Below are 19,764 nucleotides of genomic sequence, written 5' to 3'. Positions count from 1 at the left end.
AGATGACGGATCGTTCCCGCATGGCCGGATGGGTGATCATCGCGCTGGCGCTGACGCTGGCGCCGGTGGCGCTGGGATCGGGCCGCTGGGTCGAATTCCTTGAACTGACGCTGTTCGTCGCCGTGCTGGGCCAGGGCTGGAACGTGCTGGGCGGCTATGGCGGGCAGTATTCGTTCGGCAATGCAGTGTTCTTCGGCACCGGCGCCTATGTCCAGGCGTTACTTCAATACAGGTTCGGGATCAGCCCCTGGATCAGCCTGTGGTTCGCGATCGCGGGCACAGCCGCCGTCGGCGCCGCCATCGGCTGGCTTTCGTTCCGTTACGGTCTGCGCGGTTCCTATTTCGCGCTGATCACGCTGGCCTTTGCCGAGGCCTTCCACGTCCTCGCCCGGTCCTTCCCCTCGATCACCGAGGGCGGGCGGGGGGTGCAGCTGGCGCTCAACCAGGATCCCGGCCGCGCCCTCGCCACGTTCCAGTTCAATTTCGCCGGCAGCTTCCTGGCCGAGAACGGATTCTACTACACGATCCTCGCCGTGTTTCTGGCCAGTGCCTTCGCCACCTGGCGGATGGAGCGCACGCGCTTCGGCGCACAGCTGATCGCCGTGCGCGAAAACGAGGATGCGGCGCAGGCGCTGGGCATCGACGCCTTCCGGGTCAAGCTGGGCGCGATCTCCATGAGCGCCGCGATCACCGCCGCCGCGGGCGTCTATTACGTCCAGAAATATCTCTTCATCGAACCGGGCATCGCCTTTGGCACCTCGAAATCGGTCGAGGCGCTGTTTGCCCCGATCATCGGCGGGCTGGGCACGGTGGTCGGGCCGCTTCTGGGGTCGTTCTTCATCCATGGCGTCGGCGAGGCGGCGAAGGCCACCATCGGACAGGCGCTGGGCGACCGGCCCGGCGTCGATCTGATCCTGTTCGGCACGATCCTCATTCTCGTGCTTGCCTTCCTTCCGCGCGGGCTGGCCGGGCTGTGGGCAGCGCTGTGGCGCAGGCTGACCGGGGGGAACGGGAATGCTTGAGGTGCGGGGCCTTTCGCGCAGTTTCGGCGGGCTGAAAGCCGTCGATGACGTCACGCTGAGCGTGCCGCGCGGGCAGATCGTTTCACTGATCGGCCCCAACGGAGCCGGCAAGACCACCCTTTTCGCCCTGATTTCGGGATTCCTGAAACCGGACTCGGGCCGCGTGTCCTTCGAGGGCCGCGACATCACCGGCCACAAGCCCCATGCCATCTGCCGGGCGGGCATCGTGCGCACCTTTCAGGTGGTGCAGCCCTTCGCGGGCCTCAGCGTGCACGAAAACATCGCCGTGGGCGCCCATACCCGTCTGCGCGATCGCGACCAGGCGCTGGAGCGGGCGCGGGAGGTGGCGCACCGGGTCGGCATGGACGCCATGCTCGACCGCCCTGCCAGCGCGCTGACCATCGCCGGCCGCAAGCGGCTGGAACTGGCCCGCGCGCTGGCCACTGTTCCGCGGCTTCTGCTGCTGGACGAGGTGATGGCCGGGCTCAATGCCACCGAGATCGGCGAGTTGGTCGAGGTGATCCGCGCCATCCGCGACGAAGGCGTGACGATCTTCCTGATCGAACATGTCATGCAGGCGGTGATGCGCCTGTCGGACTACACCTATGTCCTCAATCACGGTGCGATGATCGCAAGCGGCACCCCGCGCGAGGTCACCAGCGCGCCGCACGTGATCGAGGCCTATCTGGGTCATGGCGCCGCGGCGCGGCTGGCCGAGTTGGAGGCCGACCATGCTTGAGCTGCGCGACCTGCATGCGGGCTATGGCCAGATGAAGGTCCTGCACGGGGTGTCGCTGCACGTCGGCGAAGGCGAGGTCGTCGCCCTGCTGGGATCGAACGGAGCAGGCAAATCGACGCTCAACAACAACATCTCGGGCATTTTCCGCCCCACCGCCGGCGAAATCCTGTTCGATGGGGCCGACATCGCCGGACTGCCGCCACAGGCGGTGGTGGAGCTGGGCATCGTGCAGGTGCCCGAGGGGCGGCGGATCTTCCCGAACCTGAACGTGCGGGAGAACCTCGAACTGGGCAGTTACCGCCGGGCGAGATCCCGGCGGGGGGCCAATCTCGATCATGTGCTGACGGTGTTTCCGCGCCTTGGGGAACGGATCGGCCAGATCGCCGGCACGCTGTCGGGCGGCGAACAGCAGATGCTGGCAATCGGTCGGGCGATGATGGCCGAGCCGCGCCTGCTGATCCTGGACGAGCCGTCGCTGGGCCTGTCGCCGCTGATGGTCGAAGAGATGTTCGAACTGATCTGCAGGCTCAACCGCGAGGGGCTGGCAATCTTCCTGGTCGAGCAGAACGTGGTGCAATCGCTGGAAATCGCCGACCGGGCCTATGTGATGGAAAACGGGCTGGTGACGCTTGACGGTCCGGCATCGGCGCTGCTGGCCGATCCCGAACTGAAGAAATCCTATCTGGGGCTGTGACGGGCATGGGTGTGACGCTGGCGGAAAGGATCATTGCCAAGGCGGCGGGAAGGGACCGGGTCCGCCCCGGTGAATTCGTCACCTGCGCGGTGGATCTGGCGATGATCCACGACAGCGGTGGGCCGCGCCGCGTCGCGCCGATTCTCGACCGCCTTGGGGCAGGCGTGTGGGACCGCGACCGGGTGGTGCTGATCTCGGATCACTTCGTGCCGGCGGTCGATGCGCAAAGCGCGGAGATCCTGGCGCTCACCCGCGGTTGGGCCGCCGACAACGGGATCCGGCATTTTCACGACATGCAGGGCATCTGCCATGTCGTCCTGCCCGAGCGCGGCCACCTCCGCCCCGGCATGTTCGCCGTAGGCGGTGACAGCCATTCGCCCACAGGTGGCGCCTTCGGGTGTTTCATGTTCGGCGTCGGCGCCACCGACATGGCGGCCGTTCTCGTGACCGGGAAGACATGGGTGAGGGTGCCGGAAACGATCCGCATCCACATCGAGGGCGCGCTGCCCGGCGGCGTTTCGGCCAAGGATGTCAACCTGCATCTTTGCGCCCGCCTCGGGCTGGGCGGCGCGGGCTACAGGGCCGTGGAATACACCGGCTCGACGGTGCGCGCGCTGGACATGGACGAGCGCATGACCCTGACCAACATGTCGGCCGAGCTGGGCGCGATGGCCGGGCTGATCGAGGCGGACGAGACGACCGCCGCGTGGATCGAGGCCGCCGGGGGCGATCCGGGCGACTGGCGACGGTGGCGCTCGGACGCGGACGCGCAGTTCGCGCAGACCCATGCGGTCGATGCCGCGCGCCTGACGCCGCATGTGGCAGCGCCCCATTCCCCGGCAAATGCCGGACCGGTCGCGGACGCCGCCGGCGAAGCGGTGGACCAGGCCTATATCGGGGCCTGCACCGGCGCCAAGCTGGCCGATCTGCGCATGGCGGCGAGAATCCTGCAGGGGCGCAGGGTGGCCCCCGGCACACGGCTTCTGATCGCCCCGGCCTCGACCCGGATCACCGCCGCGGCCGCGGCCGACGGCACCCTGGCCGCACTGACGGCCGCAGGCGCGATCCTGCTGCCCTCGGGCTGCGGGGCCTGCGCGGGCTATGGCGCGGGGATCCTGGCCGAAGGCGAAACCTGCGTCGCCTCCACCTCGCGCAACTTCCAGGGACGGATGGGGGCGGCGTCGTCGCGGGTGTGGCTGGCGTCACCCCTTACCGTGGCAGCCAGCGCAGTCGCCGGCTGCATTGCCGATCCGCGCGATTTCCTGGCGGAGGGCGGGACATGACCGGGAAAGCCTGGGTCTTCGGGGACGACCTGAACACCGATGCAATGGCGCCGGGCCTCTGCATGAAGGCCCCGCTGGAAGAACTGGCACGGCACTGCCTGGAGTCGGTGGACCCCGATTTCGCCGCGAATGTCCGCGAAGGCGATGTGCTCGTGGCAGGTGACAACCTGGGCGTGGGCTCGTCGCGCGAACAGGCGGTGCAGGCGCTCAAGGCGCTGGGGATCCGGGCGCTGGTCGCGCGCTCTCTGGCCGGGATATTCCACCGCAACGCGCTGAACTTCGGGCTGGTCGCGGTCGCCTGCCCCCAGGCGGGCCGGATCCGCCCCGGCGACCGGGTCGAGGTCGATGCGCGCGCGGGGCGGGTCTTCAACCGCACCCGCGGCGAGGAATATGCCTGCGATGCGCTGCCGCCCTTCCTGCTGGAGATGATCGAGGATGGCGGCCTGGTTGCGCATCTGGAAAAAACGCTGCGGCGCGGCGCGAAACGGGAGTCGTCAACATGACCAACGCCGACGGGCTGAGACAGAGGCTGCACGGGGCACCGATCACTGTGGCGCCGGGTGTGGCGGATGCGCTGGGCGCACTGATCGTGGAGCAGGCAGGCTTCGACACCGCCTACCTCTCGGGCGCCTCCATCGCCTATGCCCGTTTCGGCCGCCCCGATATCGGGCTGGTCACGATGAGCGAGGCGCTGGACGCGCTCTCGGCCATCACCGAACGCACCGGCCTGAAGCTGATCGTCGATGCCGACACCGGCTTTGGCAATGCGCTGAACGTGCAGCGCACGGTGCGCCTGTTCGAGCGCGCCGGCGCCGCGGCGATCCAGATCGAGGACCAGACCCTGCCGAAACGCTGCGGGCATCTGGGCGGCAAGACGCTGGTAGAGGCGGCCGAGATGGTGGGCAAGATCCACGCCGCGCTGGACGCGCGCCGCAGCGACGACACGCTGATCGTGGCCCGCACCGACGCCATCGCGGTAGAGGGGCTGGACTCCGCGCTGGCGCGGGCCGAGCGCTACCGCGCAGCGGGCGCCGACATGCTGTTCATCGAGGCGCCGCAGACCGAGGTCGAACTCCGCCGCATCACCCGCCGTTTCGCGGGCAAGGTTCCGCTGATGGCCAACATGGTCGAAGGCGGCCGGACGCCGCAAAAAACCGCCGCCGAGCTGGAAGAGCTGGGGTTCTCGGTGGTCATCTTCCCCGGCGGCATGGTGCGCGCGGTGGCCCGGACCATGCAGGACTACGTGGCCAGCCTCGCCCGGCATGGAACCAACCAGCCGTTCCGCGACAGAATGCTGAGCTTTGACGAGATCAACAGGCTTGTGGGCACGCCGGACATGCTGGCACTGGGTGCGCGCTTCGACGCCGTGCAGTTCGGAGGCGACGATGATTGACCCGGTCACGCTGGCGGTGCTCAAGGGCCGCCTGGAGCAGATCGCCGACGAAATGGACGCGACGCTATTCCGCTCGGCCTTCAACCCGATCATCGCCGAGGCCCACGACGCCAGCCACGGCATCTATCACGCACGGACCGGCGACACGCTGGTGCAGGGCAAGTCGGGGCTGCCGATCTTCGTCGGGGCCATGTCCTTCGCCGTGCGCGCGGTGATCGAGAAGGCGAGCGACGACATGGCGGAGGGCGATGTGTGGATCTTCAACGATCCCTATGCCGGGGGCACCCATCTGTCGGATTTCCGGCTGGTCATGCCCTGTTTCCACCAGGGCCGCCTGTTCTGCTTCCTCGCCTCGGTCGGGCACTGGCACGACGTGGGCGGCAACGTGCCGGGCAACTACAACCCCGTGGCCACGGAATGCTTTCAGGAGGGGATGCTGATTCCGCCGGTCAGGCTGTTTCGCGCGGGCGAACTGCAACAGGACGTGGTGGACATCCTGCGCGCCAATTCCCGCCTGCCCGGCAGCCTCTACGGCGACCTGAACGGCCAGATCAACGCGCTCGGGCTGGGCCGGCAGCGGCTGGGCAGCCTGCTGGAGGAATACGGCGCCGACACGGTCAGCGAGGCTCTGGGCGAACTGCGCGCCCGCGCGGCGCGGATGATGGCCGCCAACATCGCCGAGCTGCCGGACGGGCGCTGGTCGGCCGAGGACTGGCTGGACAATGACGGCATCGAGGATGTGCCGCTGAAGATCGCGCTGGACCTGACCATCGAGGGCGACCGGATGGTGCTGGATTTCTCGCGCTCGGCCCCGGCCTGCGCGGGACCGGTCAACATCGCGCTCTCGACGACCGTGGCATCGGTCTACGTGGCGCTCAAGCACCTGTTTACCGAGGTGCCGGCCAATGGCGGGGTTCTCGATCCCATCGACATCGTCGTGCCCGAGGATTCCCTGCTGGCGGTCAGGGCGCCCAAACCCGTGGGCGGCTATACCGAGACGATCCTGCGCATCATCGACGTGGTGTTTCAGGCGATGGCCGGGGTTGCGCCCGAACGCGTCAACGGCTGCGCCTACGGCACCATCAACGCCCTGTCGCTGGCCGGGCACCGGCGCGACGGCAGCCGCTGGGTGATGTTCTCGTTCTTCGGCGGCGGCCATGGCGGCCACCCGGAAGGGGACGGGCTGAACCACGGCAACGCGCCCATATCCACCGCCACCATCCCGCCGGCCGAGATCCTCGAAGCGGCCTATCCGGTGATGTTCACGCAATGGGCGCTCAGGCCGGGCAGTGGCGGGCCGGGGCGCAACCGCGGGGGTCTTGGCGCCATCTACGAGATCGAACTGCTGGAGGAAAAGGCCGACGTGTTCCTGTTCGGCGAACGCGGCAGGTTCCCCCCACCCGGCGTTCTCGGCGGGAAACCGGCGGCGCTCGACCGTTTCACCTGGCAGGACGAGGACGGCGAACACAGCCCGCCGATGGCCTCGAAGATGGTGGGAATAAAGCTGGCGCGGGGGCGGCGGCTGCGGCTGGAAACACCGGGCGGCGGGGGCTTCGGCCCACCCTTCGAACGCGAGCCGGAAAGGGTGCTGCGGGATCTCGCACTCGGCTATATCGACGCCGAGGCCGCGCTGCGCGACTACGGGGTGGCGGTCACGGCCGACGGAAGCCTCGACCGGGAGAAAACACGACAGCTGCGCGAGGCGGGGCAGACATGAACGCAAGCAGGGCAAGATACGTCGTCGGCGTCGATGTGGGCGGCACCTTCACCGACGTGTTCCTTCTGGACGAGGCCTCCGGTCGGGTCGCGGTGACGAAGGTGCCCTCGACGCTCGACGACCAGTCGCGCGGGTTCATCGAAGGTATCCGTCGCCATGCCGCCCTTTCCGAGGTGGCCACCATCATCCACGGCACCACGACCGGCACGAACGCGCTGCTGGAACGCAAGGTTGCGCGCACCGGCATCATCACCACCAGCGGCTTTCGCGACGTGCTGGAGATGCGCCGCCGCGACCGTCCCACCACCTGGGGGCTGTGGGGGCGGTTCGAACCGGTGGTCCCGCGCGACCTGCGGCTGGAGGTGGACGAACGCACGCTGGCCGACGGGACGATCCGCCAGCCGGTCGATCCCGAACAGGTGAAGGCCGCGGCCGAGGCCCTGCTTGCCAAGGGGGCCGAGGCTGTGGCGATCTGTTTCATCAACGCTTATGCCAACCCGCACAACGAACGGGTCGCGCTGCACGCGCTGCGCGAGGTCTGGCCCAACGACTTCTCCGAGATCTCCTCGAACATCCTGCCCGAAATCCGCGAGTTCGAACGGACCTCCACCACCACGCTGAATGCCTGCCTGCAACCGCTGGTCGGGCGTTATCTGCACCGGCTGGAGGATTCCCTGGCCCGGCAGGGCTTCGACGGGCAGGTCCTGATCGTGCAGTCCAACGGCGGCGTGATGACGGTCGAGACCGCCCGCCGCCTGCCAGTACGCACGGCGCTTTCCGGTCCGGCGGCTGGGGTGATCGCCAGCGCCCACATCGCCCGCGAGGCCGGGTTTCCAGATGTCATCACCTGCGACATGGGCGGCACCAGCTTCGACGTGTCGCTGGTCACGGGCGGCGAAAGCACGCTGGCGGCACAGACCGAAATGGCATTCGGCATGACCGTACGCACCCCGATGATCGAGATGACGACCATCGGCGCCGGCGGCGGATCGATCGCGCAGATCGACCGGGGCGGGTTGCTGCAGGTGGGACCCGACAGCGCCGGCTCCGACCCCGGCCCGGTCTGTTACGGCCTGGGCAACACCCGGCCCACGGTGACCGATGCCAACGTGGTCCTGGGCCGGATCAACGCCGCGCGCCCCATCGGCGGCAAGCTCGACCGGCTGGACGTGGAAGCCGCACGGGCGGCGATTGCCGAGTATGTCGGCCGCCCGCTCGGCCTGTCGGACATGGAAGCGGCCGAAGCGATCATCCGCGTGGCGAATTCGCGCATGGCCGGTGCGATCCGGCTGGTGTCGATCGAGCGCGGGCACGACCCCAAGCGGTTCTCGGCCATGCCTTTCGGCGGCGGGGCCGCGCTTCATGCCGGCGCCCTGATCCGCGAGGTGGGGCTGCACGGGGCGGTGGTGCCACGCTATCCCGGAGTCAACTCGGCGCTGGGCTGCGTCATCGCCGACATGCGCCACGACTTCGTGCAGACCGTGAACCGGCTGCTCGACGACTTGGACCCGGCCGAGCTGCGCGACCGTTTCGCGGAGCTTGCGGCGAAGGGGCACGACCTTCTGGACCGTTCCGGCCTGCGGTTCGAGCGTGCCGACACGCTGCATGAACTGGACATGAGCTATCTCGGGCAGACCCATACCGTAAGCGTCCCGCTGCCGCTGGAACCGGGGCAGATGCCCACCCGCGACATGATCCGCGAAGCCTTCGAACGCCGCTACCGGGCCAGCTTCGGCCAGCCTCTGGAGGGCATCGCCATGCGCGTCCTCAACATGCGGGTGTCCGCCATCGGACGAAGGCCTCGCTTCGACCTGTCGCTGCTGGCGCCGGCCGGCGGCGTCGATCCGGAGGCGGCCCGGACCGGCACCCGGCAGGTGTGGTTCGACGGCGCCTTTCACGACACGCCGGTTTTCGACCGGCTGGCGCTGCGGGTGGGCGCGGTCCTTGCCGGCCCGGCAATCCTCGAACAGCCCGACACAACGATCTGGATCGAACCCGGCCAGAGCGGCAAGGTGGACCGCCTCGGCAACCTTGTCATCACCGAAGCGAAGGACTCCCCGGCATGACGACGATTACCCCCGAAACCACGGCACTGGTTCTCGTGGACCTTCAGAACGACTTCCTGCACCCCGAAGGCGCCTATGGCCGGGCGGGTCAGACATCGCCGGCCATTGCCGCCCTGCCCGGGCGGCTGCGCCCGGTGGCCGATGCGGTTCGCGCGGCCGGGGGCTGGATCGTCTCGACCCATTTCACCCTGGTGCCGGGCAAGGGGGGCGACCCATTCATCTCGCCCCACCTGAAGGCGCTGCGCCCGTTCCTGGGCAAGGGCGATTTCGCACCGGGAAGCTTCGGCCACGCGCTTGTCGATGAATTGCAGCCCGCCGAGCTGACGGTCGAGAAGATTGCGTTCTCGGCCTTCTATCAAAGCCGGCTCGACTGGGTTCTGCACCGGGCCGGGGTGAAGACGCTGGTTTTCGCCGGGATCGTCACCAATGGCGGCGTCGCCTCGACCCTGCGCGACGCGCATGTGCGCGACTATCACTGCCTTCTGCTGAGGGACGGCTGTGCAGCTTTCTCGGACGACACCCACGAGGTCGCGGTCGAAGCCCTGTCCGGCATCGCCGGGATCGAAACCTGCGACAGCTTCATGTCGATGATGTCCGGCGAGAGCGGTCAGGCAGGCAGGAGCAACGGCGCATGACCCGGCACGACGCCAACCGCATCAGCCGAAGCGTTCCGACAGTTCCCGGTTCACCCCTTCCAGGAACCGCGCTGCCGCGACCGGCAGGGTGCGCCCGCGCAGATAACCCGCCACCAGCATCCCGCCCGGCACCCCGCGCAGATCCAGCGGCACGGCGATCAGCCCGTCGCGCTCCATCTGCGGGCGCAGGTTGACCTCCAGCGCGAAACTCAGCGACAGGCTGTCCTGCGACATCAGGCGCAGCAGGTCCAGGCTGTTCGATTCCAGCGCCGGCGCCAATGTGAGCCCCACCTTTTCGGCCGCGCTGTCCAGAACCTCGCGGATGCCCTCGGGCCGCTTGGGCAGCAGCAGCGGATAATCGATGCAGTCATAGATCTTCAGCCGCTGCCTGCCGGCCAGCGGGTGATCGACCGACATGATGCAATATGCCCGCTGCCCGACGGAGCAGACCGTCTGCAGTTCATGCAGGCGCATCGGCTGGAACACGATCGCGATGTCGTTGGTCAGGTCCTGCAGCGACGCCTCGGCCTCGCCGCGTTCGTAAAGGTTCACCCCGAAGCTCACCGCCGGAAACTCGGCCAGGTGGCGCCGGATCAGCTCGGGCAGGAAATACTGCACCACCTCGCGCGTTGCAGCGATGTTGATATGGCCCGCGCGCATGCCCGACAGGTCGGCGATGCGGGACCTGACCCGCTCCATGTCGGCCAGCTGATCGCGGATGTGCTTGAGCAGGATCTCTCCGGCGATATTGGGCCGCAGCCCCGAGGGGTGGCGCTCGAAGATCTCGACGCCAAGCTCTTCCTCGATGGCCAGAACGCGCCGGTTCAGCGCCGAGGGCGTAATCCCCAACTCTTCCGCCGCCCGGCGCAGCGAGCCGGTGCGGGCGATCTTCTCGATATAGCGCAAGACCTGAAGATGACGCATGCGCGGCCCCCATCTCTGCCTGTTGCGTTTTTTGCAACTGGTTGCTGATTTCTTAGCAACAGACAGCAACACCTTCAACCGCTATGCAAGGTGCGAGGCGGACGAATCCGCGCTGAAGGAAGGAAAGATCCCGCATGAGCCGCAAACTCGTCATCATCGGCGCCGGCATGGCCTCGGGCCGGCTGCTGGAACACCTGGTGGAGGACGCCCCCGGCGCCTTCGACATCACCCTGTTCGGGGCCGAACCGCGCGGCAACTACAACCGCATCATGCTCAGCCCGGTGCTGGCCGGCGACCGGAGCTATGACGAAATCGTCACCCATGACGCGGACTGGTATCGCCGCCACGGCATCACCACCCGCTTCGGCGAGGCGGTGGTGAAGATCGACCGCGGCGCCAGGCGGGTCCTGAGCGCCGGCGGGGTGACGGAATACGACGATCTGGTGATCGCCACCGGCTCGGCCTCGTTCTTCATCCCCGTCCCCGGCAACGACCTGCCGGGCGTGGTGGGTTTTCGCGACATGGACGACGTGGAAACCATGCTGGCCGCGGCCCGGCGCGGGGGCGAGGCGGTGGTGATCGGCGGCGGGCTGCTGGGGCTCGAGGCGGCCGCCGCGCTCAAGGCGCAGGGCATGGATGTGACGGTGGTGCATCTGATGGGCCACCTGATGGAACGCCAGCTGGACGAGGCGGCGGGCTACCTCCTGCAGAAGGAGCTGGAATCGCGCGGCATCACGGTGCTGTGCAACGCCCATACCCGGGCGATCCTGGGCCACGACCGGGCCGAGGCGGTGGCGCTGGAAGACGGCCGGGTGATCGGCGCCGACCTGGTGGTGATGGCCGCCGGCATCCGCCCCGAAACCCGGCTGGCGGTGGATGCGGGTCTGCATGTGGAACGCGGCATCGTGGTGGATGACGCCATGCGCACCTCGGACCCGTCGATCTTCGCCCTTGGCGAATGCGTCGAGCACGACTCGGTGGTCTATGGGCTGGTGGCGCCGCTTTACGACATGGCGGCGGTGCTGGCGAAGACCCTGACCGGGCAGGAGGCGCGATTCCGGCCGCCGGCGATCTCGACCCGGCTGAAGGTGACCGGGGTGGACCTGTTCTCGGCCGGGGATTTCGCCGAAGCCCGGGGGCGCGAGGACATCGTCTTCCGCGACCCGGCGCGCGGCATCTACAAGCGGCTGGTGCTGCGCGACGACCGCATCATCGGCATCGTCATGTATGGGGACACCGCCGACGCCAGCTGGTTCTTCGACAAGCTCACGACCGGCGAGGACATCGCGCCGATCCGCGACACGCTGATTTTCGGCCCTGCCCTGCAGCCGGGCGACGCGCCGGCCTCGGCCACGGCAGCGCTGCCCGAGACGGCCGAGATCTGCGGCTGCAACGGGGTCTCGAAGGGCAGCATCGTCGAAGCCATCCGCGCCGGCGCCGACAGCCTGGCCGAGGTGAAGGCGCGCACCGGCGCCTCGGCCTCCTGCGGGGGCTGTGCGGGGCTGGTCGAGCAGATCCTGGCCGACACGCTGGGCGCGGATTTCGAGGCCCCGCAGGTCGCGCCGATCTGCCCCTGCACCGATCTGGGCCATGACGACATCCGCCGGCTGATCCGGGCGCAGGGGCTGAAATCCATCCCCGCGGTGATGCAGGAGGCCGGCTGGAAGACCTCCTGCGGCTGCCATGTCTGCCGCCCGGCGCTGAACTACTACCTGCTGTGCGAATGGCCGCTGGAATATCGCGACGACGCGCAAAGCCGGCTGGTCAACGAACGCAACCACGCCAACATCCAGCGCGACGGCACCTTTTCGGTGATGCCGCGCATGTGGGGCGGCATGACCACGCCGGCGCAGCTGCGCGCCATCGCCGACGCGGCCGAGAAATACGACGTGCCGGCGGTCAAGGTCACCGGCGGGCAGCGCATCGACCTGCTGGGGGTGAAGCGCGAGGACCTGCCGGCGATCTGGGCCGACCTGAACGCCGCCGGCATGGTCTCGGGACATGCCTATTCCAAGGGGCTGCGCACGGTGAAGACCTGCGTCGGCACCGATTTCTGCCGCTTCGGCACCCAGGACAGCACCGGGCTGGGGATCCGGCTGGAAAAGATCCTCTGGGGCTCGTGGACACCGCACAAGGTGAAGCTTGCGGTTTCGGGCTGCCCGCGCAACTGCGCCGAGGCCACCTGCAAGGACGTGGGCATCGTCTGCACCGAAGCGGGCTACGAGGTGGGCGTGGCCGGTGCCGCCGGCATGGACCTGAAGAAGACCGAACCGCTGGCCAAGGCCGCGACCGAGGACGAGGCGGTGGCGCTCACCGTCGCCTTCATCCAGCTCTACCGGGAAAATGCCCGCTATCTTGAACGCCCCTACAAATGGGTGGAACGCATCGGCATGGACTGGGTGCGTGCGCGCGTGGTCGATGATGCCGCCGAACGGGCGGCGCTGATCGAGCGGTTCGAAATCTCGCAATCCGTCTATCGCAAGGATCCCTGGGCCGAACTGGCCCGCCCCGAACACGGCCCGCGCAAATGGCAGCCGCTGGCCGATCTCACCCTGGAGGCCGCCGAATGAGCAACTGGATCGACATCGCCGCCCTGGACGACATCCCCCCCCGGGGGGCACGGGTGGTAAAGACCCGCCTGGGCTGCATCGCCATCTTCCGCACCCATGACGACCGGGTGTTCGCGCTTGACGACCGCTGCCCCCACAAGGGGGGCGCGCTGTCGGAGGGGCTGGTGCACGGGCACGCCGTCACCTGCCCCCTGCACGCCTGGGTGATCTCGCTGAAGGACGGGCGGGTGCAGGGCGGCGGCGAAGGCCGGGTGGACACCCACATGGTGCGGGTCGTGGCCGGGCGCATCGAGATCGACGCCTCGCTTGCCGCGCGGAGCGCCGCATGAGCGAAACCCGAACCACCTGCCCCTATTGCGGTGTCGGCTGCGGGCTGATCGTCGATGCCGCAGGCCGCGTCCGGGGCGACCCCGACCACCCGGCCAACGGGGGGCGGATCTGCTCGAAGGGGGCGGCGCTGGCCGAAACCATCGGCCCCGAGGGCCGCCTTCTGGCTCCGCGGGTGAACCGGCGCAGCACCGGTTGGGACCAGGCGCTGGATCTGGTGGCCACGCGGTTTTCCGAGGCCATCCGCGCCCACGGCCCGGACAGCGTGGCCTTCTATGTGTCGGGGCAGATGCTCACCGAGGACTATTATGTCGCCAACAAGCTGATGAAGGGCTTTGTCGGCAGCGCCAATATCGACAGCAATTCGCGCCTGTGCATGGCCTCGGCCGTGGCCGGGCATCGCCGCGCCTTCGGCTCGGACACGGTGCCCGGCACTTACGAGGATCTCGAACGTGCCGATCTGGTGGTGCTGGTGGGCTCGAACCTGGCCTGGTGCCACCCGGTGCTGTTCCAGCGCATCGAAGCCGCCCGCGCCGCCCGGCCGGGGATGAAGCTGGTGGTGATCGACCCCCGCCGCACCGCCAGCTGCGCGGGCGCCGATCTGCACCTTGCGGTGGCGCCTGAGGGCGAGCTGGCCCTGTTCAACGCCCTGCTGGCCGAAATCGACCGGCGCGACGCGGTGGATCACGCATATGTGGCGCGCCATGTTGACGGGCTCGACGCCGCGTTGCAGGCCGCCCGCGCCTCCGACCCGGAGGCCAGCGGGCTCGCCGCCGCGGAGCGGGCGCGCTTCTTAGACATGTGGATCGGCACCGAAAGGGTGGTCACGCTCTGGTCGCAGGGGGTGAACCAGTCGGCCTACGGCGTGGACAAGGTGAACGCGATCATCAACTGCCACCTTGCCACCGGGCGGATCGGGCGGCTCGGCTGCGGACCGTTTTCGGTCACCGGCCAGCCCAACGCCATGGGCGGGCGCGAGGTGGGCGCCATGGCCAACATGCTGGCCTGTCATCTGGACATCGAAAACCCCGCCCACCGCGACACCGTGCAGCGCCACTGGCACGCGCCGACGATCTGCACCCGGTCGGGGCTGAAGGCGGCCGAGCTGTTCGAGGCCTGCGACGCCGGCCGCATCAGGGCGCTGTGGATCATCGGCACCAACCCGGCGGTGTCGCTGCCCGACGCCGATTTCGTCTCCCGCGCCATTGCCAAAGTGCCCTTCACGGTGGTTTCCGACATCACCGATACCGACACCACGGCGCTGGCCCATGTGCTGCTGCCAGCCGCGGGCTGGGGCGAGAAGTCGGGCACCGTCACCAATTCCGAACGCCGCATCAGCCGCCAGCGCGCCTTCATGCCCGCCCCGGGGCAGGCCCGGCCGGACTGGAAGATCATCTGCGACGTGGCCGCCCGCATGGGCTGGGCGGACGCCTTCTCGTACGATTCTCCGGCGGCCATCTTCCGCGAGCACGCCGCCCTGTCCGGCAAGGCCGCAGCATTCGGGCGCGGTTTCGACATCTCCGGCCTGGCCGGGATCGGTGACGACGAATACGACGCGCTGGCGCCCGTGCAATGGCCGGTGCCCGCACAGGGCCCCGCCAGCGGGCGGTTCTTCGCCGCAGGCGGCTTCTTCCACGAAGGGGCGCGCGCCCGGATGCTGCCGGTCACCGCCCCGGCCCTCCCGGAGCAGGATGCGGAAGGCACGGAGGGGCTGCGGCTGAATACCGGGCGCATCCGCGACCAGTGGCATACCATGACCCGCACCGGCCGCACCCCGCGCCTGTCGCTGCACGAAAGCGAACCGCGGGCCGAAATCCACCCCTCCGACGCGGCCCGGCTGGGCATCGAAGACGGCGCGCTGGTGGAAATCGCCTCACCCGGCGGCCACGCGGTGCTACGGGCCCGGATCGAACCGGGCGCCGCGCGCGGGGCCGTCTTCGCCCCCATGCACTGGAGCGCAAGGCATGCCTCACAGGGGCGGATCAACGCTGCCCTGCAGGTGGCGCGCGACCCGATATCGGGGCAGCCGGCGCTCAAATCGGCCCGTATCACGCTGCACCCCTTCGCGGTGCGCTGGCACGCGCTGGCCTTTTCGTCCCGGCAGATGCGCCCCGATCACGACTACGCCGCGGTCATGCGCTGCCAGACCGGCTGGATGGGAAGCTTCGCCGGCCAGGACTACCCCTCGGACTGGGAATCCCTGGCCCGCCGGGTGCTGAACCTGCCCGGCGGCACCGCCAGCATCCTGCTGGACGAGGGGCGGTGCATCGTCCGGCTGGCCATCCATGACGGGCCGGTGCTGAGGGGGCTGTTCTTCGCCGCCCCGCAACCGCCGCGCCTGCCGCGCGCGCAGCTGGCCGGGCTGATCGGGGAGGAGGTGCCCGCATTGGCGGCGCTCGCCGGCCACCCCCCCGGCGCGCGCCCCGACCCCGGCCCGGTGATCTGCGCCTGCCGGGGCGTCGGCGCCGGAACCATCGCCGAGGCCATCGCCGCCGGCGCCCGCGACATCGCTACGCTGGGCCAGCGCACCGGCGCCGGTTCGGGCTGTGGCGCCTGCCGCCCCGAGCTTCTCTCCATGCTGGATGCCGCCGCCCCGCCCGCCGCCGCCGAATAGATCGACAAGACCGCACAGGACCGGACAGAACCATGACCGCAAACCGACCCGCCCCTGCCCCCGCCCCGGAGCAGTATCGCGCCCTTGCACTGAGCACCTTCGCCTTCACCGTCTGTTTCGCCGTCTGGACGCTGTTTTCCATCATCGGCGTGAGCATCAAGGAAGAGCTGGGGCTGAACGATACCCGGTTCGGCCTGCTGGTTGCCACCCCGATCCTGACCGGATCCGTCAGCCGCCTGTTCCTGGGGCTGTGGACCGAACGCTTTGGCGGGCGGGTGGTATTCCCCGCCCAGATGCTGCTGACGGCGGCGGCGGTGTGGCTGCTGACGCTGGTGCAAAGCTATGCGGTGTTCCTGCTGGCGGCGCTGGGGCTGGGGCTGGCAGGGGGGTCCTTCATCGTCGGCGTGACCTATGTGGCGCGCTGGTTCGAGAAGGAAAGACAGGGCACCGCACTGGGTATCTTCGGCGCCGGGAACATCGGCGCGGCACTCACCAGCTTCGTCGCGCCGGTACTGGTGCTGGCGCTGGGCTGGGAGGGAACCGCGCGGATCTATGCCGCCGTGCTGGCGCTGACCGGGATCGGGTTCCTGCTGCTGGCCCGCACCGACCCCGAACATGCCCGCCGCCGCGCCAACCCCGAGGCCAGACCATCCATTGCCCGGCAGCTGGCGCCGCTGAAGGATGCCCGCGTGTGGCGGTTCTCGTTCTACTATTTCTTCTTCTTCGGCGCCTTCGTGGCACTGGCCTCGTTCCTGCCGCGCTACTACATGGGCGCGCACGGGGTGGACCTGGCCACCGCCGGCACGCTGGCCGGCCTGTTCGCCCTGCCCGGATCAGCCTTCCGCATCCTCGGAGGCGTATTCTCGGATCGCTGGGGGGCGCGCAACGTGATCTACCTGTCGTTTTTCGTCTCGCTGGTGGCGCTGTTCGTGATGGGCCTTCCCGGAGGCCGGCTGGCACTGCAGGCGACCGGCGGCGTGATCGAATTCAACCTGCGCGTGCCGCTGGGCGTGTTCGTGGCACTCAGCGTGGTGCTGGGCTTCGTGATGAGCCTGGGCTCGGCCGCGGTGTTCAAGCACGTGTCGGTCTACTACCCCGGGCATGTGGGGGCTGTAGGCGGCCTTGTCGGCATGATCGGAGGCCTGGGCGGTTTCGTCCTGCCGGTGGCCTTCGGCCTGTTGCTGGACACGAGCGGGATCTGGAGCACGCCCTTCATCCTGCTGTTCTTCGTCGTGGCGGGCACCGCGATCTGGATGCACCTGGCGATCCGCAGATTCGACCGCTTCACCGCACAGCCCATCCCCGCCGCCCACCCCGGCCGCGGCGATGGCGGGTCCGGCCGGAGCGCTCCCTACGGGTCCTGAAAATCCAGGCCCAGGTCGATGCAGCGGGCGGAATGGGTCAATGCCCCGGACGAGATGTAGTCCACGCCCGTGGCGGCAATCTCCGCAATCCGGTCCAGCGTGACATTGCCGCTGGCCTCGGTTTTCAGGCGACCGCCAACCATTCCGACCGCCTCGCGCAGCGTGTCGTTGTCCATGTTGTCCAGAAGCACCGCACTGGCGCCACCGGTGGCGAGAACCTCTTCAAGCTGCTCCAGCCGGTCCACCTCGATCTCGACCGCCATCATGTGCGAGGCACGGGCGCGGGCGGCCTCCAGCGCCGCACGCACGCCGCCGGCGGCGGCGATGTGGTTGTCCTTGATCAGGATCGCATCCGACAGGGAGTGACGGTGGTTGGCCCCCCCGCCGTGCAGCACCGCCAGCTTCTCGACCACGCGCAGCCCCGGCGTGGTCTTGCGGGTGCAGGTGATGCGGGCCTGCGTGCCCCGGGTTCGGGCGACGAAAGCCGCGGTCAGGGTCGCGATCCCCGCGAGGCGGCCGGCAAAGTTCAGCGCCACACGCTCGGCCGACAGGATCGAGGCCGCCGGACCGGCGATTTCCATCAACGTATCGCCCTTGCGACAGGGCTGCCCGTCCCCGATCCGGGTGACGATGTCCAGCCCCGGATCGATCAGCCGGAAGGCCAGCGCCGCCACCTGCATTCCCGACACCACCGCGTCCTCGCGGGCGTTCAGGCGGGCCGCGCAAACGGTGCCGGGCGGAATGACCGCGCGGGTCGTCACGTCGCCATGGCTGCCCAGATCCTCCATCAGTGCATTGCGGACGATCGGTTCCAGAATGAAATCGGGAAGGGTGGCGTGAGTCATGAAACGTCCTCGCAAAGTTGCGCCCGTACGTCCCGCGCCTCGGTCAGGGTCATGCGAGATCGCCGACCCGGACCGAGCCGCGTTGCGGGAAAATCCGCGCGGGCATGGGCGCCGCGGCTTTCCTCGCGCAGCAGGGCCGAAGCCGCGATCAGCGTCGCCGTGGCGCACATGTTGCGTAACGACGGGCAGTCGGGATGGGCATTTTCCAGCGCGGTGATCCGGCGCAGCGCCTCGCGCAGCCCGTCAGCCGTGCGCACCACGCCGACAAGGCGGGTCATGGTCCGGCGCAATTCGGCCACCGCCCGCGGGTCGGGCGCGCGCCCTCCCGGTTCGAAACGGATCTCGACCGGGGGTGCCGTGGCGGCCGGCGAAACTGCATCCATGATGCCGCGGGCGCAGATGCGGGCAAAGACCAGCGCCTCCAGCAGCCCGTTCGAGGCCAGCCGGTTGGCGCCGTGCAGCCCGGTCGAGGCGGCCTCGCCGCAGACCCACAGGTTGTCGAGGCTGGCGCGCCCCTCGCTGTCGGTGGCGATTCCGCCCATGTGGTAATGGGCCGCCGCCGCCACCGGGATCGGCTCGCGCGCCGGGTCGATCCCGTTGCGGGCACAGGCCTCGGACAGGGCGGGGAAAAACGTGCCGATCCGCCCGCCCAGCGCCGCGCGCGTGTCCAGCATCGGGCGCCGGCCCGCCATCCACTGCGCATGCACGGCGCGGGCAACGATGTCGCGCGGGGCCAGCTCGGCATCGGGGTGAAGCGCCTGCATGAACCGTTCGCCCTCGGCATTGACCAGAACCGCCCCTTCGCCGCGCAGCGCCTCGGAGGCGAGCGGCGCCGGATCTTCGCCCACGTCGATGGCGGTCGGGTGAAACTGGACGAATTCGGCATCAGCGATCACCGCGCCGGCGCGCGCGGCCATGCCGATCACCTGCCCCCTGATCCGCGAAGGATTGGTGGTCAGCGCATAAAGCCCCGCCGAACCACCCCCCGCCAGCAGGAAGGCCGCGCCACGCAACATGACCGGGGCCGAGGGCGGGTTGCCGGTGCGCCGAATGGCGATGCCGCTGACATCGCCGGACGCGCAATCCAGGGCAACCGCTTCCACCCCTTCCAGCACCTGTATCGAGCGGCAGCGGCGTACCTCGTCGACCAGCGCCCGCATGATCGCCGCACCGGCCCGGTCGCCGCGGACCCGGACGACGCGGGCAAGACCGTGCGCGGCCTCGCGCGAGACGACATATCCGCCATCCGCCGTCCGGTCGAACGGCGCACCCCTTCGGGTCAGGTCGAGAATGCGCGCGCGGGCGTCGCGCGCCACCAGCGCGGCCACCTGCGCATCCACCGTTCCCGCACCGGCCCGCACCGTGTCGGCGGCATGTCTTTCGGGGCTGTCGCCGGGACTCACGGCGGCCGCGATACCGCCCTGCGCCATTGCCGAGCTGGCCCCCTCTCCGGGCCGGTCCGGCGAAATCAGCACCACCGGACGCGGCGCCAGCTGCAACGCGGCGTAAAGCGCGCCAAGCCCGGCCCCGACGATGACCACTCGATCGGTGCGGACCTCCTTCATCGGCGG

The 19,764-nt window shown here is 69.2% G+C and carries 16 protein-coding genes; 13 read left to right on the top strand and 3 right to left on the bottom strand.

Annotated features, from left to right (window positions below):
• The first annotated feature begins 2 nt into the window (after positions 1-2).
• Genes ACZ5CM_RS03850 through ACZ5CM_RS03810 form a run of 9 tightly spaced genes read left to right on the top strand, consistent with a single transcriptional unit; the run spans position 3 to position 9,549 of the window.
• Complete coding sequence (locus ACZ5CM_RS03850) at positions 3-1,022, top strand: branched-chain amino acid ABC transporter permease (protein WP_464641405.1); 1,020 nt, start codon at positions 3-5, stop codon at positions 1,020-1,022.
• A complete protein-coding gene (locus ACZ5CM_RS03845; protein ID WP_464641404.1) occupies positions 1,015-1,761 on the top strand; it encodes an ABC transporter ATP-binding protein in 747 nt (248 codons plus the stop codon). The genes ACZ5CM_RS03850 and ACZ5CM_RS03845 overlap by 8 nt, the downstream gene beginning before the upstream one ends.
• Positions 1,754-2,455: an ABC transporter ATP-binding protein gene (locus tag ACZ5CM_RS03840; protein ID WP_464641403.1), complete on the top strand. Its 702-nt coding sequence runs from the start codon at positions 1,754-1,756 to the stop codon at positions 2,453-2,455. Before ACZ5CM_RS03845 ends, ACZ5CM_RS03840 begins: the two co-directional genes overlap by 8 nt.
• A gap of 5 nt (positions 2,456-2,460) precedes the next feature.
• Complete coding sequence (locus tag ACZ5CM_RS03835) at positions 2,461-3,738, top strand: 3-isopropylmalate dehydratase large subunit (RefSeq protein WP_464641402.1); 1,278 nt, start codon at positions 2,461-2,463, stop codon at positions 3,736-3,738.
• On the top strand, positions 3,735-4,241 hold the full coding sequence (locus ACZ5CM_RS03830; protein WP_464641401.1) for a LeuD/DmdB family oxidoreductase small subunit: 507 nt from the start codon (positions 3,735-3,737) through the stop codon (positions 4,239-4,241). Before ACZ5CM_RS03835 ends, ACZ5CM_RS03830 begins: the two co-directional genes overlap by 4 nt.
• Entirely contained in the window at positions 4,238-5,131 is an 894-nt protein-coding gene (locus ACZ5CM_RS03825; RefSeq protein ID WP_464641400.1) for an isocitrate lyase/PEP mutase family protein, read from the top strand. Before ACZ5CM_RS03830 ends, ACZ5CM_RS03825 begins: the two co-directional genes overlap by 4 nt.
• Positions 5,124-6,848 (top strand): hydantoinase B/oxoprolinase family protein, encoded by a 1,725-nt coding sequence (locus tag ACZ5CM_RS03820; protein WP_464641399.1) that lies wholly within the window; start codon positions 5,124-5,126, stop codon positions 6,846-6,848. The genes ACZ5CM_RS03825 and ACZ5CM_RS03820 overlap by 8 nt, the downstream gene beginning before the upstream one ends.
• Positions 6,845-8,914 carry a hydantoinase/oxoprolinase family protein gene (locus tag ACZ5CM_RS03815; RefSeq protein WP_464641398.1) on the top strand — a complete coding sequence of 690 codons (2,070 nt, stop codon included), beginning with the start codon at positions 6,845-6,847 and terminating at the stop codon, positions 8,912-8,914. Before ACZ5CM_RS03820 ends, ACZ5CM_RS03815 begins: the two co-directional genes overlap by 4 nt.
• Entirely contained in the window at positions 8,911-9,549 is a 639-nt protein-coding gene (locus ACZ5CM_RS03810; protein ID WP_464641397.1) for a cysteine hydrolase family protein, read from the top strand. Before ACZ5CM_RS03815 ends, ACZ5CM_RS03810 begins: the two co-directional genes overlap by 4 nt.
• Positions 9,550-9,570: 21 nt before the next feature.
• Here ACZ5CM_RS03810 and ACZ5CM_RS03805 read toward each other — a convergent pair whose 3' ends face one another.
• Entirely contained in the window at positions 9,571-10,473 is a 903-nt protein-coding gene (locus ACZ5CM_RS03805) for a LysR family transcriptional regulator (RefSeq protein WP_464641396.1), read from the bottom strand.
• 134 nt (positions 10,474-10,607) lie between these two features.
• On the opposite strand from ACZ5CM_RS03805, the gene nirB reads away from it, so the two are divergent.
• From nirB to ACZ5CM_RS03785, 4 genes are read left to right on the top strand one after another with little or no spacing between them, the layout of a single operon-like run.
• Positions 10,608-13,043, top strand: coding sequence for a nitrite reductase large subunit NirB (gene nirB / locus ACZ5CM_RS03800; RefSeq protein ID WP_464641395.1), 2,436 nt, complete (start codon positions 10,608-10,610; stop codon positions 13,041-13,043).
• Positions 13,040-13,372: a nitrite reductase small subunit NirD gene (gene nirD / locus ACZ5CM_RS03795; RefSeq protein WP_464641394.1), complete on the top strand. Its 333-nt coding sequence runs from the start codon at positions 13,040-13,042 to the stop codon at positions 13,370-13,372. The genes nirB and nirD overlap by 4 nt, the downstream gene beginning before the upstream one ends.
• Positions 13,369-15,984, top strand: a complete 2,616-nt coding sequence (locus ACZ5CM_RS03790) for a molybdopterin-dependent oxidoreductase (RefSeq protein ID WP_464641393.1) — start codon at positions 13,369-13,371, stop codon at positions 15,982-15,984. Before nirD ends, ACZ5CM_RS03790 begins: the two co-directional genes overlap by 4 nt.
• A gap of 32 nt (positions 15,985-16,016) precedes the next feature.
• Complete coding sequence (locus ACZ5CM_RS03785; protein WP_464641392.1) at positions 16,017-17,348, top strand: MFS transporter; 1,332 nt, start codon at positions 16,017-16,019, stop codon at positions 17,346-17,348.
• Here the strand turns inward: ACZ5CM_RS03785 and nadC are convergent.
• Positions 17,336-18,193, bottom strand: coding sequence for a carboxylating nicotinate-nucleotide diphosphorylase (gene nadC, locus ACZ5CM_RS03780; RefSeq protein ID WP_464641390.1), 858 nt, complete (start codon positions 18,191-18,193; stop codon positions 17,336-17,338). The two genes, ACZ5CM_RS03785 and nadC, sit on opposite strands and share 13 nt — an antisense overlap.
• The gene (locus tag ACZ5CM_RS03775) at positions 18,190-19,758 is read right to left on the bottom strand and encodes an L-aspartate oxidase (protein ID WP_464641388.1); all 1,569 of its coding nucleotides are present in this window, start codon (positions 19,756-19,758) and stop codon (positions 18,190-18,192) included. Before ACZ5CM_RS03775 ends, nadC begins: the two co-directional genes overlap by 4 nt.
• Between the last annotated feature and the right edge of the window lie 6 nt (positions 19,759-19,764).

The sequence above is a fragment of the Piezobacter thermophilus genome (genome assembly GCF_055386745.1).
This window is presented reverse-complemented; position numbering and strand designations above follow the sequence as displayed.

Bases quoted from the DNA above. Each gene is read 5' to 3' on its own strand.
- ACZ5CM_RS03825 (WP_464641400.1), top strand. From the start codon at position 4,238: ATGACCAACGCCGACGGGCTGAGACAGAGGCTGCACGGGGCACCGATC.
- ACZ5CM_RS03785 (WP_464641392.1), top strand. From the start codon at position 16,017: ATGACCGCAAACCGACCCGCCCCTGCCCCCGCCCCGGAGCAGTATCGC.
- ACZ5CM_RS03815 (WP_464641398.1), top strand. From the start codon at position 6,845: ATGAACGCAAGCAGGGCAAGATACGTCGTCGGCGTCGATGTGGGCGGC.
- ACZ5CM_RS03775 (WP_464641388.1), bottom strand. From the start codon at position 19,758: ATGAAGGAGGTCCGCACCGATCGAGTGGTCATCGTCGGGGCCGGGCTT.
- nirD (WP_464641394.1), top strand. From the start codon at position 13,040: ATGAGCAACTGGATCGACATCGCCGCCCTGGACGACATCCCCCCCCGG.
- ACZ5CM_RS03830 (WP_464641401.1), top strand. From the start codon at position 3,735: ATGACCGGGAAAGCCTGGGTCTTCGGGGACGACCTGAACACCGATGCA.
- ACZ5CM_RS03820 (WP_464641399.1), top strand. From the start codon at position 5,124: ATGATTGACCCGGTCACGCTGGCGGTGCTCAAGGGCCGCCTGGAGCAG.
- ACZ5CM_RS03850 (WP_464641405.1), top strand. From the start codon at position 3: ATGACGGATCGTTCCCGCATGGCCGGATGGGTGATCATCGCGCTGGCG.
- ACZ5CM_RS03835 (WP_464641402.1), top strand. From the start codon at position 2,461: ATGGGTGTGACGCTGGCGGAAAGGATCATTGCCAAGGCGGCGGGAAGG.
- ACZ5CM_RS03845 (WP_464641404.1), top strand. From the start codon at position 1,015: ATGCTTGAGGTGCGGGGCCTTTCGCGCAGTTTCGGCGGGCTGAAAGCC.
- ACZ5CM_RS03810 (WP_464641397.1), top strand. From the start codon at position 8,911: ATGACGACGATTACCCCCGAAACCACGGCACTGGTTCTCGTGGACCTT.
- ACZ5CM_RS03840 (WP_464641403.1), top strand. From the start codon at position 1,754: ATGCTTGAGCTGCGCGACCTGCATGCGGGCTATGGCCAGATGAAGGTC.
- ACZ5CM_RS03805 (WP_464641396.1), bottom strand. From the start codon at position 10,473: ATGCGTCATCTTCAGGTCTTGCGCTATATCGAGAAGATCGCCCGCACC.
- ACZ5CM_RS03790 (WP_464641393.1), top strand. From the start codon at position 13,369: ATGAGCGAAACCCGAACCACCTGCCCCTATTGCGGTGTCGGCTGCGGG.
- nirB (WP_464641395.1), top strand. From the start codon at position 10,608: ATGAGCCGCAAACTCGTCATCATCGGCGCCGGCATGGCCTCGGGCCGG.
- nadC (WP_464641390.1), bottom strand. From the start codon at position 18,193: ATGACTCACGCCACCCTTCCCGATTTCATTCTGGAACCGATCGTCCGC.